The organism is Bacillus salacetis (assembly GCF_003581585.1).
Lineage (GTDB): Bacteria > Bacillota > Bacilli > Bacillales > Bacillaceae_B > Rossellomorea > Rossellomorea salacetis.
On the sequence record NZ_QXIR01000001.1, the window covers coordinates 175,929 to 191,224 of the forward strand.

Consider the following 15,296-nt stretch of genomic DNA (forward strand, 5'->3'; position numbering starts at 1 on the left):
AGTTTACTTCTTCAAAAATGAAAAGGATCCCGCAGTGAACGGGATCCCTTCCAATGCTTCATTTCACGCCTTGCCTTCCTTGATCAGATCTATTCCAAATGACGATAACCAGAATGAGAAGGAGGATACAAACCCCGGCAAAGACTGAAATCAACACAGAGAGGGATGAAGAATCTTGCGGGGTTTCTTCCAAATCTCCCAATCTCGCAGAGTTTTCAGCCCCGCTGAACAATTTCAGATTCTCCGACCTTGCCTTGATCGTATTGGTTCCTTTCTCTTCACCTTGGAAAATACGTTGCTTCAATGCATCTAACCTGCTGCCAGCTGCCTCTTTGAACGTCAATCCCTTTTGTTCTTCAGGAATCTCAACTTTTTCAGTAGATGACTGGTCATGGAGAAGATCATTATTCTTCTTGAATTTATTATCCTGATAGTCATTCGGTATGAGCTCATTGATATTGGTATTGGCCGATACAGGAATGGCATAGCTAGTGCCTATTACACTCATTAAGATCAGAATGGCCAGGATTTTATCCCTCATACGCTTCCGATCCCTCGTCCTGCTGTCTGCTGGACCTTCTATTCAATAACACCTGCGCTGCAGCGAGTCCAATGACGACCAACCCTAAGATGACCGCCGCTTGATTGAACATTGAATCGGTACCATATTGGATCGACATGTACACAGCAGACATAGGATCCTTGAAATTAAAGTTAGGTGTCGTTAAAGCCAGCAATGGTGTGACAAAAAGGGCAATGAGCCCTACCGAGATGAACAACCCTAATAAACGATGGGCTGAAAAAGCGACCCGTACCAGTCCTGAACCAGCCAGCAATAAAAGAATCGTAAAGATTGTCCATTCTACCGACCGGGATTCCACCAGTGGGTATATCTCCAGACCATAAAGGCTGATGACAAATCCGACAATGAGATTCAAAAGCAGGAAAATGACTCCTTGAACCCAGAACGGTGCGTTTTGGAAATAGTAGCTTGTATATCCGATAAGCAAGCTGGATAACAGGACGATGAACAAGACAACCACCGGTGGGATAACACTGGCTTTCTTCTCCTCTGGTACATCCCCTTTAACATTCAGGGGACTTGTCAGGAAGTCATATACATATCCATTGGATTGTCCGTCCACAAAAGCGTTGCCTAGAACACTGAAGACATCATCACGTATCAATTGAGTGGAAGCAACATTGGCTGCCCACTTATTATTCAATGTGTCAGCATCACTTTGCACGTTCGTGATATTTGAGCGGAGTTCTTCCGTATAAGACACGATAGTGGTCTGGCTCTCGCTTACATTATCCAGGAAAGAATGGATGGTCTTGATTTCACTCCCGATCTGCTGCTGATTTCCAACTAAGTCAGGACCTGTTAAACCAGAAGCCGGTGTCGGAGCCGTTTGCTCAGGCTGCTGAATCCTGTTCAATACTTTCTCTGCCTCTTGATTGATGGCAGTCAGGCTCTCTGAAAGCTGTGTTTGCTGGTCATCAAGTGTTTGGTTGTATTCTGCAGCAAAGACAGTGAAGGAGTCCTGAAGAGTATTGAGTGCGTCCTCTGTATCTGGCAGCGCTGCATTCATTTGATCCCACTCTGTCTGTTCAGCCTGGTTCACCTTCAGGATTTCATTTACTTCATTTTTCAACTCTTCATCTTGCAGAACTGCAGCCTTGACGCCATTTTCAGTCAGCATCCCGTTCAGGACTGACTCATATCGGTCAAGATAAGAGTAATATTGAAGCAGGTCAATAAGCTTATAGTTGTTGATTCCGCGGGCAAAATAACCGGATAAGGTGTTGTACCTGCTTTGGGATAAAGCTGCTGAATTCAAGATGGCATTCTCTTTTTCCTCGATAGCTGCACCAATATTCCTGACGTTGTCAGAGAACATTTCCAATTCCTTCGTTAACGCCGCATTTGTTTTTAGCAGACTCTTACTATAATCTTCTAACTCCTTAATATAGGTGTTCAGTTTATCAATTTTTTTTGTCAATCCAGCTCTTGCATTGCCAAGTGTCTCAATTTCTTCTTTCAACCCTGCAATGTCCCTTTGTAACTGATCCACAACAGCCTGTAAGGGATTTACCGATGTGTCATTTTTTTCGCTCAGCTGTTGGTGAACTACACCAATTTCCTTGTTAATCTCTTCCAGTTTTTTGGCAGCCTCAGTTACTGAGTCAACCGTTGGCTCCTTTAATTCCTCCAAAGTTTCTTTCAATTTTACCATTTCATCAGATATTGCTTTCAATTCTTCAATTTCCTCAGTGAGGTTCACTGGAGCCGGCGGAGGATCACTTGGTTCACCCGGCTCTCCTGGTTCATCGGGGTCGGTTTCACCCTCTTCTGGTGAGGTAACGTCCGGTTGAACATCCGGTTCGTCTTCCTCGTCCTCTTCCGGCGGCTTAGGAGGGTCCGGGACAGGCGGCGGATCAAATATCTGCCCATCTCCTTCAGCCAGCTTGTTGTTGAGTTCAAAGATATTTCCCTGAAGATTATTTAATGCAGTGGTATCCCGCAATTGCTGATAGAAGGTCAATACCCGTTCCTGGAAGGAATAGAAATCTTCAACCTGTCTTTCAACTTCGTCAAATCTCCGCTGCTGCAAATTCGTCAACTGCTCCTGGTTGCTCTCCATGTTGCTGTTCACCTGTGTCAAGCCTGCGGTCAGGGCTTCACTTTGTTCCGAGAACAATGATTTGGATTTCAAGTAACGCGGCTGTTGATTCTGAGTCGATTCATTAATCATCTGGACAGATTGCGCTTGAATTTCGGCCAGTAATTGTTTCTGGTTATCCTGATATTCACGGTACTGATCTACATATTCAACAAAACCGGAAAGGCTTTGCTGAAAGGATTCCATTGTATTCTGCTGTTCAGGTGACCGGCTGTCAGCCTGCTGTATCGAATTTTGCAGATTTGCAAGCATCGATGACTGCTGCTCAATCTGGCCAGCCAGATCTTTGGAACTTGGTTTGTAGAAAGACAGCATCGTTGTTTGGAAAGCCTGTTCCTTTTCAAGGATCTGATCGAACTCAGCCCTGATGTTTTCCATGTCCGCTGACACGTAATTCCAATAGAGCGTAGACATTTTCTGATTGACTTTCTTTGTAGCTTTTTCAATCTCCAATAAGACTTTTTCTTTGTTGACAGCATTAAGCTGTGCTTGAACTTTGTAGTTCAGATTTGATTTCTCCGGCCTTTCCTCATCATAGGTCATGACCTTGTCTGAAAAGTCCGAGGGTATATATACTACAGCGTCATATTTAGAACTTTGAAGACCATTTTCCCCGGCACTCCTGCTGACAACCGTCCATTCAAATGAGGATTGATCCCCCAATATGGTTGGGAGGTCCCCTCCGAACGCCAAAGGCTCACCGTCGATTTCCGTCCCTGCATCTTCATTTACGATAGCTATGGACTGCGTGGCGTTTTCTTTCACTTTCAGCGGGTTTTCACCAACTGAACGAAAAAAGAGAAGAGGAGTTGCAAGAATCATCATGACTGCTAACAAAAGTTTGAACAGGCTTACTTTCTCTGTCATGCGTGTACTTTGACAGCCCCCTGTCTATGGAATCAAAGAGGGCTATATGCTCACTTTCCTGAAGAAGAGCTGTATTGGCCAGGACTTTAAGGACATTTGTTTTTCCTTTTTGTGCCTGCCCCAATACCAGGCAGTGTTTTGTTTTATTGAAATTCACATGCACCGGGCTGACAGATTCTTCATCCAGGCCGATTGGAAGAAGGCCTTCCTGTTTCCTTGAACCGGTATACTGGGTGAAGTTGACCATTGTCAATTCTGAAGGAAGCATTGGCACCGGCTTTGGTGAAGCCATTCCAGTGTACTTGTCATTGAGCAGCTGAATATCCTCCCTTAATAAAGTCAGCTGTTCAAAGTCATCCTTTCCTTCGACCGGGAGGAAGACTTGAGAGAAATACGCGGAATCTTTCTTCACAATGGCCCTTCCCGGTATGGCTTCAGGTGAAAATGGCAGCCTTCCCAGCATGGTATAGGCTTCTGAACTGTCCATTAAATAATGGACTACCTTCGTTTTAAGATTATTCATTAACGACTGGCGGATGGAATTCACCCTTGTCGCGGTAAAGAACATATAAATCCCGAGTGACTGTCCGTCACGAGCAAACTGATTGATTTCTGTTTCCAGCTCCTGCATTTCCTCTTTGACCAAATCGAAATTATCGATGGTGACGAATAAGAGGGGAAGCTTTTCTTCACTGACCGTGTTGTACATTTTAATCGAGCTGACTTCCTGCTTCTGGAACAGCTGTTTTCTTCGGGCAATTTCATCATCGAGGATCCCGGCGAATTTCTCTATCTTCCTTTCCTCATCAATCAGGAAGTAATCCGCTGTATGAGGCAGCTGCTTTAATGGCAATAGTCCTCCGTTTCCAAAGTCAAGGAGGTAGTAATGAATTTCCTCAGGTGTGAATTGAGCGGCCATTCCCATCAATAGGGTGATGAGCGTTTGGGTCTTTCCATAACCGGATGAACCAAAAATACCGACGTTTCCATCTTCAACAACCTCATAATGATAAGGGGTCTGGCTCTGTTTCTCTGGTTCATCGACCATAGCCAGGAGGATCTTTTTCTCTTCCATCTGCGGGAATCCCGTCCGATAGATACGATTGGCCAATGGAGGGAGCCATGGACTGGACAGCCTCTTCAAGTCCAACTGCTTCTCAAGCGCTTCAATACGATCTACAACCGCATCGATTTCACTGACCATTTCCTTTTGGTGGCTTGGTTTCGCCGCCAATTCTGAAATCGGAATCAATCCCAGATCGGTGACAATCGCCACTTCATCCTCTGCTTCAAACGATTCCTCTTGATAAGGCGCACCGCTCCAGGCAGATTGGAACAAGTCATACACCTCATTGTTTCCAACCTGGAGGTACCCTCTTCCTGTAACTGTAAGAGAAGCCGCATCCCCATTCTTGAGGATTTCCCGGCTGTCCTCGGTGTTTTGCACTTTCAATGCGACCCTGAACCTTGCATTACTCCAAATTTGGTTATCAATCACGCCTCCAGGCTTCTGAGTAGCCAAAATGAGGTGAACACCCAAGCTTCGTCCTATACGTGCCGCACTGACCAATTCCTTAATGAAATCCGGTTCTTCACTCTTCAATTCTGCAAACTCATCAGAAATGAGGAAAAGATGCGGAAGAGGTTCTTCTGTTTTCGCCTGTTTGTAGAGCCGCGTGTAGTCGTTAATATGACTGACCCCGTAGCGATCGAATAATCGCTGTCTCCGTTTCAACTCGCTTTTTATGGAGGCAAGTGCCCTGGAACTGAAGTTCTTGCTTCCTTCAATATTGGTGATCGTCCCCAACAGGTGCGGCATATCCTTGAATGGCTGTGCCATTCCACCGCCTTTATAATCGATCAGCAGGAATGCTACTTCATGGGGATGAAAATGGACGGCCAAAGAAAGAATGTACGTTTGTAAAAACTCACTCTTACCTGAACCCGTCGTCCCGGCCAGAAGCCCATGAGGACCATGTGCCTTTTCATGCAGGTTCAGTTCGACGACATCTTCCTTCCCCTTCAATCCAACTGGGACAGCCAGCGATTTAGCGGACTCCCTGGACATCCAGTTTTCTTCGATTGGCAGCTGGTCAACATCCTTGACCTTCAGCATTTCCAAAAAAGACACGCTTTCCGGGATCGAGTTGGTCATACCGATTTGATGATTGAGAGTACGCAGGGTCCTGGCATACTGCTCACTTCCTTCCCGGTCAAACTCGTCCATCCGGAACGGGATCTTTACGGCTTTCTTATCCTGGATCAGAATATCCCCTTCCCTGTCATTGATATAACGGATGAGTGTATGGACGTTATCCGACAAGCTTTCTTTTGCTTCTGCCGCGAAAATCACAGACATCCCCAAATGAGCGTACTCTCCTTCGAGGTATTGCAGGATCACATGTTCAGAGATAAGCTGATGATTTGTAATGATAAAAACATAATGAGGTGCAAAGCGCATTTTCTCCGAATCTTCTTCAATATCCCGTTCACGAAGGACCTCGTATATGGAGGAAAGGATTTGATCCCTTGTTTTCTCGTTATAAATAAATCCTTTAGCGAATGACTGCGGCAATTGAAAGTGCGGAAGCCATTTCATCCATTCCCAGTCCGTATATTCCTCTTCATGAAAAATGAAAATGAATCTTACGTCATGGTAACTATGGAAAAAAGCCAATTGACCGATGAGCTGATGAATCTCCTTTTTATAAACAGATTCCTTCCCGATCAAACCAACTGCTCCTTTAAACAGATCTGCTGTTACAGGCAGGTGATCAATTTCACGGTATGTCCTTTCCAGTTTCTGCGATTCCTCCATCAACTCATCCATTTCCCGATTCGATAAATCGGACGAATTGACGGAAATGCTGTAGCTGGCAGGCAATGTCCCCCTCCCTAAACGGAACTGAAGAAAGTCCGGACTTTCAATGCCCCTTTCCCAGAGGCGCCCTGACAACTGTTCTGTAAGATATTTCATTCTTTCAAAAGAGGGAAAATGGAAGTGCAGGACATCTGATTGTTTCTCGGCAAGCTTATGCAGTTCATTTCTCTTGCTCTCTAAATATTGAGTGTATATGCGTGTCCTTCTCTCCTGTGATTTCTTTCTATTCCTTTTGTCTTTAAAGAATTGGACAGTCGAGGTGACAAGGGTCGTTGTGAACATCACCATGGAAATGATGATGAATATTCCCCTCGGTATCACAATGGCTACAATTCCCATGACAATCAGCATCATCAATGGAGGAAGGATAATCAGCCACAGGCTTCGGTTGTTATCACTCGATTCCTGGCTCGGAAATGACAGCTGCACCTTATCATCAGGGAGCTCATACACCATCCGCGGGGTACGCCGGTAATTAGGATACTTTTTCTGCATTTCAGATGTAGGGCGGATGGACTCAACTAATTCTGTTTGGTAGTCTTCAATGCTATGTATCTCGATTAAATCGTTTTCCAACAAGGTAATGGTCATGAAAGGGGAAAAGAGGATATCCCCCATTTTCAGCTTTTTCTCCCCGGCCGCCAGATGTCCGTTGTGATACAGAGAAGATGATTCTCCTGCATCCACCACCCAGTCTTCCTGTTCATTTCTATACAGGAAAAAGGAACTTTCCGTGCCCCCCCTGTATTTATGATGAATGTCTGCTTGCGGATCATCAGCAGAAATACTGATTTCTTCTTTGTGGCCGATGTAGTATGTTCTAGGGCCTCCCGGATATGAAGTCAGTACAATATCTACTTCTTTATCGCCTGCGGACACTGTATTTTTCAGTCCGGGTTCAAGGACAATTGCTTCTTTGCCGTCTTGATAAAGCATGACAGCATCTCCTGAAGCCTCAACCTGAATAGCCGAAGACAGTGAAAGGATTGTAATGGAATCCTCCAACCCCGGTCCCAGAGTGATTCTTTCATTTTGATTTCCGATCATGATCGATTGATAGTAGTGATCGTGGAACACCCATAAGGCATACATATGCTGACCCCCAGTTCGTTTGTTAGTCAGATTTCTTCTTATCATCTGCTTCAGGTTTGGAGGATTTCTCCTCAGCAGCTGCAGGGTCCTGCTTCGGAGCTGCATTCTCTTCTGTTTTGGCTTCTTCTGCCTTTGTTTCTGGTTCTGGTTCTGTTATCGTTTCTTCAACCTGAGATTGTTCGTCCTCAAGAGCTTTCATCTCATCCTCATATTCCGCTATTTCACTTTCGATTTCATCCAGCTTCTGCTGCCGTTCTTCACTGTCGAGATCTCCATCCGCTTTTACCTGCTCACGGTATTTCAAGAGCCCGAACATGATCAAATCCCGGTCCTCGAGGAATCTCGCTGCTTCCAAGGCTTCTTCCGCCTTCCCTCTTCCGATATTGATCCAGTACTCATAATAAAGCGGGTCGGATTGAAGTGACACCGTGTTACGGACATTTTCCTTCTGCTCCTCTGTCAGTGATTCGTTGATGATATAGGATAGTGCCAGCTGATATTGAGTGACCTTCGGAATTTCTTCAATATCATAAGGCTGTAGTTCCGTCACCACATCACTGTACTTGTTAAGGAGAAAGCTTTCCTGTGCGGCTACCACCCTTTCCTGCTTTGGATACATGAAGAACAGCGAATAAATGGAATAGATAAGGGCGGGAATTAAGAGGATCGATACCCCCAGCAGGACATATCTGTTTAACTTCCACTTCTTCTTGCTTACAGACATCAAAAGGGAATCAGTCTTTTTGGTTTCCTCTATCAAGTCGTTTATGACAACGCCGAGCTGTTCCATGCTCTCTGCTTTCAAGATTCTTTCAGCAGCTGGTGACAATTTAAGTGTCTCATTAAACTTCATATACTCCTCAAATGTATGCTGCCTGTCAGCGATGGCAGCAGCGGCAGCCTTCGTCTCCCTCAGCAGGAGATCAGCATCTTTTTCATAAGGGGGCAGACTTTCCTTGACACCATAATGGATGAAATGCGGGGTCAATCCCTGGTCAAAAACAATGTTTTCCGGACAGACAATCAGGTGCAGGCGGGTCAGGTTATGCCTCTCGACTTTTTGAACGAGCTGGAGGGAACACATTAACCTTTCCTTATCACTGCCTCTTAATTGGGATGGAAAAGCAAAGCCGTCCGGAATGATATTCCTGATTTGCAGTTCATCATTTTCCATTATGATTTCTTTCTCTATGGCAGGGTCTATGCTTTTGAGAATGCTGATTTCCGATATATCATCCAGTCGTATCTTTTCTTTTTGAAAGATCAATGTCATCTTGTTTTCTTTTCTATGTACTGCTGCTTCAAGCTTATCTTGCAGGTATGATCCTTTTTTTTGTGACATTATCCTGGTCTCCTTCATAGAATTTCAATACGGTCTCCAGAACGGATTCCCGCATCCATAAGCCGGATGCTGCCCGGAATCACTTTCCTTTTGTTCACGACCCGGATCCAATATCCGTCCCTTGGTTCAGATCCAAGCTTCTGAGTCTGCCACACAAGATCAATCATTTTTTTTACAGTATGATAGTTTGATAGCCTTAAATCAAAACAGTCTTTATCGTAACGGTCCAGGTCGATTGTGATTTCGATATACATGTCAGGTTTCACCTCATAAGGAAGGAGCGCCCCATAAATCAATAAGCGCTCCTTCTTGTTTAAAATGTTCGGGATAACCTTATCCGCGAATTTGATTGGCAATTTGAGCATCTGCGTCTTCAAGGGACTTGGCTGTGCTGGTCAATTGCATTGAGATGTCTTCTAGCAGCTGCTGCATTTGCAGGAATGAAGGGCGGAGCGTTTGATATTGTTCGGCGAATGCACGGCTGGATTCACCTTCCCACATGCCTTCAAGTTCAGAAATCATATTATCCAGACGTGAAATCTGTTCTCCTACCTGGCTGCTTTCACTTGTGTAACGGTTGGACATACTGATCAATTCTGCTGGGGTAACACGAATAATTCCTGACATATTAATTCATCTCCCTTTTCATAAGTATTGGTGGTAATCATCTATTTCATATCAGAATACCCATATAAGAAAAACAGATTCTTAAAACCTATGTAACCCGTTTTCTCCCAAAATAAAGTAAATTGTTTCCATACATTCATTAATATAGTATTACAAACACCCATCCAACTCAATTCTTCCAGGAAAAAGGAAACTATTTGACTATTACTCTATATTCTTCAAGGGACATTTGGCATAATTATCCTTACGGAATTCTGGGTGAATAGTATGGGAACGAGCCCCTGGACCTTCCCTGGGTGATGAATATTATGGAATAGAAGCCCCTTAGTTACAAGTCCTTACTTTATATCCTTATTTTTACTTCTATAAACCTTTTTTTATCGAAAAATACAGACTTTTTTCACGGTGTAAGATAATCATTTCCAGAACTGAGTTAACTTATTACCTATTCATTTTCTTCCTTGTCTATTGAGCTCTTTTCTCCCGTCTGGCTGATTCCCTTGCCTTTTTTGAAAGACCAAACTCAGGATATAACGATCTTACTGAAACTATATTCTTCTTTAGATAGAAAAACTTATGAAGAAATATTGAAAAAAAGGCGGGTACCAACGAAATCAGAGAGTAAAGGACGACCATAATGATGATTTGAAAAGAATCTGTAAAAAAAGAAGACATCAGGAACTGCGCTATAACATAGCCGATTCCGGCAGCAGCCAGATATGGATATGTATTAATCTTCATTTCGTTTCTTTGCAGTTTGTAATACGTACCCGAGTAGAGCATTTTCAAATTGAAGACCTGAAATAAGACGAGCAGCCCTATTAATAGGAACAATCCCATAACGAATGGAAGCACTCCTTGAACTCCCATATGAAGATAAACTAGCTTCTGTACGACTAAGAAATATAGATATGCATTGAAGATACCGTAAATCCCCATGAATAAATAGTAAGGTAGTTCAAGTTTATATGGAGTGAGAACTAAAGGAATTGCGGCAAGGTGAATCAGCACTGTTGGAATTATCACAGGCCAGAAGAATGTCCAGGAGAAAGGCTGCGCCAAGATCGGCAATACCCCTATCAGGTCTGTCAAGATAAGAACGAAAACCAAAATATTACCCCTATTTTCTTTAGGAGTCTGCAGGTTCAAATAAGATAACATTATCTCATTAATGGCTTGCTTGTTTTTCATAAGCTTACACCTGCTTATCTTTTGATTTTCTCCGCCCCGGTCCTATTCAATGAACCTGCTGCTTCTGTTTCACCCTTTCGAAAGTCCCGGTAATTTCCTTCACCAACACTTCACCCGCTGCCTGCCTGGCGTGCAGCCATTCAATCCCATCTTTATTGACCATCCTCAGCGTCCAATTATAGGATGGAGAAGAGAGAACATGTACCCCTTCAATGGCCCATTCAGATTCACTTCTGTAAAATACCATCAGTCTATTGGAATGAATTTTCCTCTGCACTGACCTCCTGAACTGCTTAACCAGCAAACTATTCTCGCCTAGTTCATTATTTATACGAACTTGATCCAGGTTGAATATGTCTTGTTCCTTGGAATACTGATCATAATCCCTCGGGAGCAAACACAGGAGGTCATTCATACGGACAGTCCGATCCTCGATACCCATCAGCATCCTTGGAAAGATTACCTGCTTCATTGTCCATTCCGGAGCCGGATGAGTATAGATTCTAAAACCGGATTCATCTTCTTTCATGCATTCGACAACTATCTCATCACTAAAATAAAAAAGGCTTTGTTCTTCTTCGTCTATCACAACCTCGGCCACCAACTTGCTTCTTGCCAACACCCACATGGCACCGATGAAGGGCTCGTCGAATTTTAATTCTCCATCTATGTAATCCACTAATTCCATGCCATGAAGCTTTTTGAACATCCTTTCCCATTCTTTCTCCAACTCATTTTCTCCATAATGAGGAAATGGATTGGATACACCTATCAGTACTTTTCCGCCCAGCATTTTAACGAGTAAATATAAATCTTCATTTGTCAGCTTCCAGTTTGCCAATGTGAACCCTCCTCATCTCATGACCCAATCAATTATTTCCTTAGGGATTTATCAAAACTGCATATAAACGCTGCTTCTTCATAATGCCTGCTCACCATGGCTCTCTTCTTTCAGAAAAGTTATGAGACTATCCATATCTGTTGTAAAATAACAAATTTGACCGGGATCATATGCTACTTCATGTTCAACAATCAAGTATTCATCAAGAGGGATGTTATTAAAAAATTTCTTCCATTTAAACTTCTTTTCCATCTTTTTTGTTTCTTCCTCTAACTTCTTTCCATCAAATTTGAAAACGCCATAGCTTGGAAGGTCGATTTTTATGCCGGGAAGTCGATTTGTTACCTCTTCTTTTATTTCATCAGTAAGACTCATCTCAGTGACCATGACTATTTTTTCCTCTGCCACATCCATGATTTTGTTTGATTGATAGTCGTATTCCTCATTAATAAGTTCTCGCTCTGTAAAAATAGCGATACAATAATGGGTTTCTTCAGTTTTCTTTTTTGAGAACATATTGAGCATACCTCCCTATAAATTGGTTCCGAAAAAAGCGTTAAAGAGAAGTGGATTTCCGCTCCAGGTGGAGGACTCTCGCATGAGATAAAGGAATCACGAAGAACGGAGTGATTCGATGATGACTTATCGCAAGGAGAGAGACCGAAATCTGCTAGTCGCTGGCCGCTGGAGCTGGATTGGCCTCCTCAGCTTCTCTCACCTGTCCCGCTAATCCCGCAGGAGGTCGTACACCTTCCGCTCCAATCCTCCCTGTTTTAATAGCACAAACAATAAATTTAAAAATAATAACCTCATATCGGTGAGCAGTTTTAAAAAGAAATACCAATTTTAAAGAAGTCTTTTCCCCTTAACTTTTCCTTAGATTCTTTGGCAGAGCGAATTGAGGATAGACTTTTTTTACAGTGTCTTCATTCTTCTGGATAAAGTAGTACCGGTGCAGGGAGGTTGAAAAGAAAGCAGTCAATATGGACAATATTGCTACCCCTGTAATGATGATGGTCATGAACAGAGATTCAGTCATAAACGAAGAAATGAGAATCTGGGCGATGATATAGCCTAGACTTGATGCTGCTATGAATGGGGAAAGCTTTAGTTTATTCCCTTTCTTCTGCAGCTTTGCATATGTACCGGAGTACAGCATTTTTACATTGAAAATTTGAAAGGACACAAGCAATGCAATCAGCAGAACTAATCCCGCAATGAAAGGCATCTTGCTATCAATGCCTATATTGACGTACAAGAACTTCTGGATAACCAAAAAATAAATATATGTATTAACGATTCCATATACCCCCAGGAACAGGTAATAGGATTTCTCATATTTGAAAGGATCTGCAATATATGGGATCGCCCAAATGTGTAAGAGGACCACCGGAATGACTGCCGGCCAGAAAAATGCCGATGAGAAGGGCTCACCCAATATAGGAAGCAGCCCAATGAGATCCAGGAAAATGATTAAAAACGCGATCACGTTCCTCCTGTTATCCAATGGTCTCTGCAAATTCAAATATGATAGTGCGATTGGATCTATATCTTGATGTTTTTTCAACTCTGCCACCTCTTAAAATTCTTCTTTACTTTCTCAATCAAACCACGAACCAACTTTATCAATCAGTGCTGTAGTCCCTTTTTTAATCGCATCCCCAACAGAATCACTTTCTCCATCGCCATCAACATCCATAAGCTTTAAATCACTTAATAAAGTGGTCACCACAATTCCCCCTACAGCTCCAGCCACAGCACCTACAGCTATACCGACAGGCCCGCCTAATGTTCCTGCATAAGCACCTGCCTGGGCACCAGCAAAAGCGGAACCCCAGATGGAGGCACCCGCTACAACGACATCTCCCGTTATGTTCCCTGCAATCTCACTGCCGGATAATCCATCTTGGTTTCCATAGTACAGATCGCCGGCTACTGTCGCTCCCAGCCCTATATATCCAATTTTGTTTCCCGACCATTTGAAGGATTCTTTCACGCTTGTCATTGGATCCACCAGTTTATAGAGCCTCGTATGATTTGTAGCATTCGCACCAGAATACGTTTTCTTTTTTACATTGTATAATTCCGGCCTATCTACTTTTAACCTTACTCTTTCTTTCCCTTGCGCTGTCGTATAATAGCTTTTTGTAACGCCAAATCCATGGCGGGCAAGATTCACTCTTTTCGCAGCCCCGTACCCCGTTGCAGTGACCACACCCAGATTGGCGGCCGCATTAATCGGCTGGTCCCGCCATTGATCAAAGTTGATGCCAAGGGTCGGTGTCGGGTCCCATTCAGGCTGAAGTCCATTTACGGTATCTGCTGCTTCGGCTCCGTTTTCAACAAATCGTGGATTATTGGTCAAATCAAAATAAGGGTTCGTTGACCCGCTGTCAGCCTCATAATCAGGGTTGTAAGAGCTATTGGGCTGATATGAATCGATGGAGATTTTGCCGCTGGAGAAAAGACCTTGAATCTGCTGGATGTATTGATTCATCAATTCCACATTTTGCTGGACAGGCTCAAGATTGGCTGATTGGCTTTGGTCAAATTGATGAAGCTTTTCCACCGTTTGATCTTTTTGCTGTCTTGCAGTATGCACTTCTTGGAGAAAATGTGCGTCCGTCAATCTTGGGAGTGAGACGATGTCCTGTACACTTTGAATCGTCCCATTAGACTCACTTGTTAAATCCATGACGATGTCTCTTCCACGATTCAAACCATTTTCTATTTCATTTTGCAGGAAGCCCTCCTGTATATAACCATTTTGAGCAGGCTCAAGCCCTTGGACCTCGCTTTTTATGGAATTTAAGGCAGCCTCATAGGCAGCTGCCATCTGCTGATAGAACTCCAGGAAGGATTGATGGGAATCTTGATAAAAAGCCCTGATTGAATGCCCTCCTCTCCCTTTGAATGAAGCATCATCAGAGACAAAACGGCTGACCGCAGACTCAATTTCCATCATTTGATCTTTTTGCCGGTTCAATGTTTTAAGAAGTTGGTCAATTCCTGCTTCCAGTGACATCACATCAAGTGTTTTCATCCTGGTTCCTCTCCTTACCTGACTTTGATATGCGAAGACAAATTCTGATCAGTGTCCCTCATACTATGGACGGCTTCCCGTGTCGAGCTTTCATTTCTGATGAGCAGTTCTTTATAACTCTGGAGCATCATTTCCATTGTCTGATTCAACTCATTCAACTTAGTAACCACATCCAAATGATTTCCCTGTCCAATATCATTTGGCATGTCAGGCTGAAGAGAGTCTGCGGACGCTTTTATTTTTGAGAGATTCTCTTCTATCTCACCCTGCACCAAGCGGATTTCATTCCCCATCAAGATACCTCCCCGAATGTTAAATCTAATTGACTTCAGCTTTTGCTCTTTCTTCTGCTTCAAGCCTCTGAATGGTATGTTCAATTGCTTGTATTTCACTTTGTATGCTTTGTATCTTGCTGTTCAGCGCAGAAAACACTTCACTAAACTGGGCCGTTTCAATATCTGTAAAGTAATGAAGCATCCCTCCAAGCCTTATTTCATCAAATTTATTCGCAAGAGTGCCCTGCCAGGTATAAGTGGAAAGTTCAGGGTCCGTAATCGTTTCCCGATAACTTGAAAACTCCTGCTGGTTTCCATGCAGCTTGCTGCTGCAATCCTGGAGCCTTTGAAGCTGGTCACGCTTTTCCCTCAGCAATCCGTAATAATAAAATAAAGACAAGAACCTTCACCTCACCAGATTAATTTATATATAAAATTTTCCAATCTTTTTAA

General features: G+C 43.3%; 12 protein-coding genes and 1 pseudogene. All 13 read right to left on the reverse strand.

Annotation, left to right across the window (positions count from 1 at the left end):
* Positions 1–58: 58 nt before the first annotated feature.
* Positions 59–541: a type VII secretion protein EssA gene (essA, locus tag D3H55_RS00900; protein ID WP_119544944.1), complete on the reverse strand. Its 483-nt coding sequence runs from the start codon at positions 539–541 to the stop codon at positions 59–61.
* Positions 531–3,551 carry a type VII secretion protein EsaA gene (esaA, locus tag D3H55_RS00905; protein WP_119544946.1) on the reverse strand — a complete coding sequence of 1,007 codons (3,021 nt, stop codon included), beginning with the start codon at positions 3,549–3,551 and terminating at the stop codon, positions 531–533. The genes essA and esaA overlap by 11 nt, the downstream gene beginning before the upstream one ends.
* A pseudogene (gene essC, locus D3H55_RS00910) lies at positions 3,523–7,524 on the reverse strand (type VII secretion protein EssC); the annotation flags it as partial. The pseudogene essC and the gene esaA, both read right to left, overlap by 29 nt.
* Before the next feature lie 22 nt (positions 7,525–7,546).
* A complete protein-coding gene (gene essB / locus D3H55_RS00915) occupies positions 7,547–8,866 on the reverse strand; it encodes a type VII secretion protein EssB (protein WP_168412917.1) in 1,320 nt (439 codons plus the stop codon).
* 14 nt (positions 8,867–8,880) lie between these two features.
* A complete protein-coding gene (gene yukD, locus D3H55_RS00920) occupies positions 8,881–9,120 on the reverse strand; it encodes an ESX secretion system protein YukD (RefSeq protein WP_119545175.1) in 240 nt (79 codons plus the stop codon).
* Between the two features lie 79 nt (positions 9,121–9,199).
* A complete protein-coding gene (locus D3H55_RS00925; RefSeq protein WP_119544952.1) occupies positions 9,200–9,493 on the reverse strand; it encodes a WXG100 family type VII secretion target in 294 nt (97 codons plus the stop codon).
* Between the two features lie 465 nt (positions 9,494–9,958).
* Positions 9,959–10,684: a hypothetical protein gene (locus tag D3H55_RS00930; protein ID WP_119544954.1), complete on the reverse strand. Its 726-nt coding sequence runs from the start codon at positions 10,682–10,684 to the stop codon at positions 9,959–9,961.
* A gap of 46 nt (positions 10,685–10,730) precedes the next feature.
* A complete protein-coding gene (locus D3H55_RS00935) occupies positions 10,731–11,525 on the reverse strand; it encodes a hypothetical protein (RefSeq protein WP_119544956.1) in 795 nt (264 codons plus the stop codon).
* 78 nt (positions 11,526–11,603) lie between these two features.
* Positions 11,604–12,041, reverse strand: coding sequence for a hypothetical protein (locus D3H55_RS00940; protein ID WP_119544958.1), 438 nt, complete (start codon positions 12,039–12,041; stop codon positions 11,604–11,606).
* Positions 12,042–12,390: 349 nt separating this feature from the next.
* Complete coding sequence (locus D3H55_RS00945; protein WP_119544959.1) at positions 12,391–13,092, reverse strand: hypothetical protein; 702 nt, start codon at positions 13,090–13,092, stop codon at positions 12,391–12,393.
* A gap of 33 nt (positions 13,093–13,125) precedes the next feature.
* On the reverse strand, positions 13,126–14,568 hold the full coding sequence (locus D3H55_RS00950; RefSeq protein ID WP_119544961.1) for a ribonuclease YeeF family protein: 1,443 nt from the start codon (positions 14,566–14,568) through the stop codon (positions 13,126–13,128).
* Positions 14,569–14,582: 14 nt separating this feature from the next.
* Entirely contained in the window at positions 14,583–14,861 is a 279-nt protein-coding gene (locus D3H55_RS00955) for a YwqI/YxiC family protein (protein WP_119544963.1), read from the reverse strand.
* A 25-nt stretch (positions 14,862–14,886) separates the two neighbouring features.
* Positions 14,887–15,243 carry a YwqH-like family protein gene (locus D3H55_RS00960; RefSeq protein ID WP_119544965.1) on the reverse strand — a complete coding sequence of 119 codons (357 nt, stop codon included), beginning with the start codon at positions 15,241–15,243 and terminating at the stop codon, positions 14,887–14,889.
* Between the last annotated feature and the right edge of the window lie 53 nt (positions 15,244–15,296).

What these genes read in the sequence shown, in the direction of transcription:
- D3H55_RS00950 (WP_119544961.1), bottom strand. Translation starts at nt 14,568, where the DNA reads ATGAAAACACTTGATGTGATGTCACTGGAAGCAGGAATTGACCAACTT.
- essA (WP_119544944.1), bottom strand. Translation starts at nt 541, where the DNA reads ATGAGGGATAAAATCCTGGCCATTCTGATCTTAATGAGTGTAATAGGC.
- yukD (WP_119545175.1), bottom strand. Translation starts at nt 9,120, where the DNA reads ATGTATATCGAAATCACAATCGACCTGGACCGTTACGATAAAGACTGT.
- D3H55_RS00925 (WP_119544952.1), bottom strand. Translation starts at nt 9,493, where the DNA reads ATGTCAGGAATTATTCGTGTTACCCCAGCAGAATTGATCAGTATGTCC.
- D3H55_RS00955 (WP_119544963.1), bottom strand. Translation starts at nt 14,861, where the DNA reads ATGGGGAATGAAATCCGCTTGGTGCAGGGTGAGATAGAAGAGAATCTC.
- esaA (WP_119544946.1), bottom strand. Translation starts at nt 3,551, where the DNA reads ATGACAGAGAAAGTAAGCCTGTTCAAACTTTTGTTAGCAGTCATGATG.
- essB (WP_168412917.1), bottom strand. Translation starts at nt 8,866, where the DNA reads ATGTCACAAAAAAAAGGATCATACCTGCAAGATAAGCTTGAAGCAGCA.
- D3H55_RS00930 (WP_119544954.1), bottom strand. Translation starts at nt 10,684, where the DNA reads ATGAAAAACAAGCAAGCCATTAATGAGATAATGTTATCTTATTTGAAC.
- D3H55_RS00940 (WP_119544958.1), bottom strand. Translation starts at nt 12,041, where the DNA reads ATGTTCTCAAAAAAGAAAACTGAAGAAACCCATTATTGTATCGCTATT.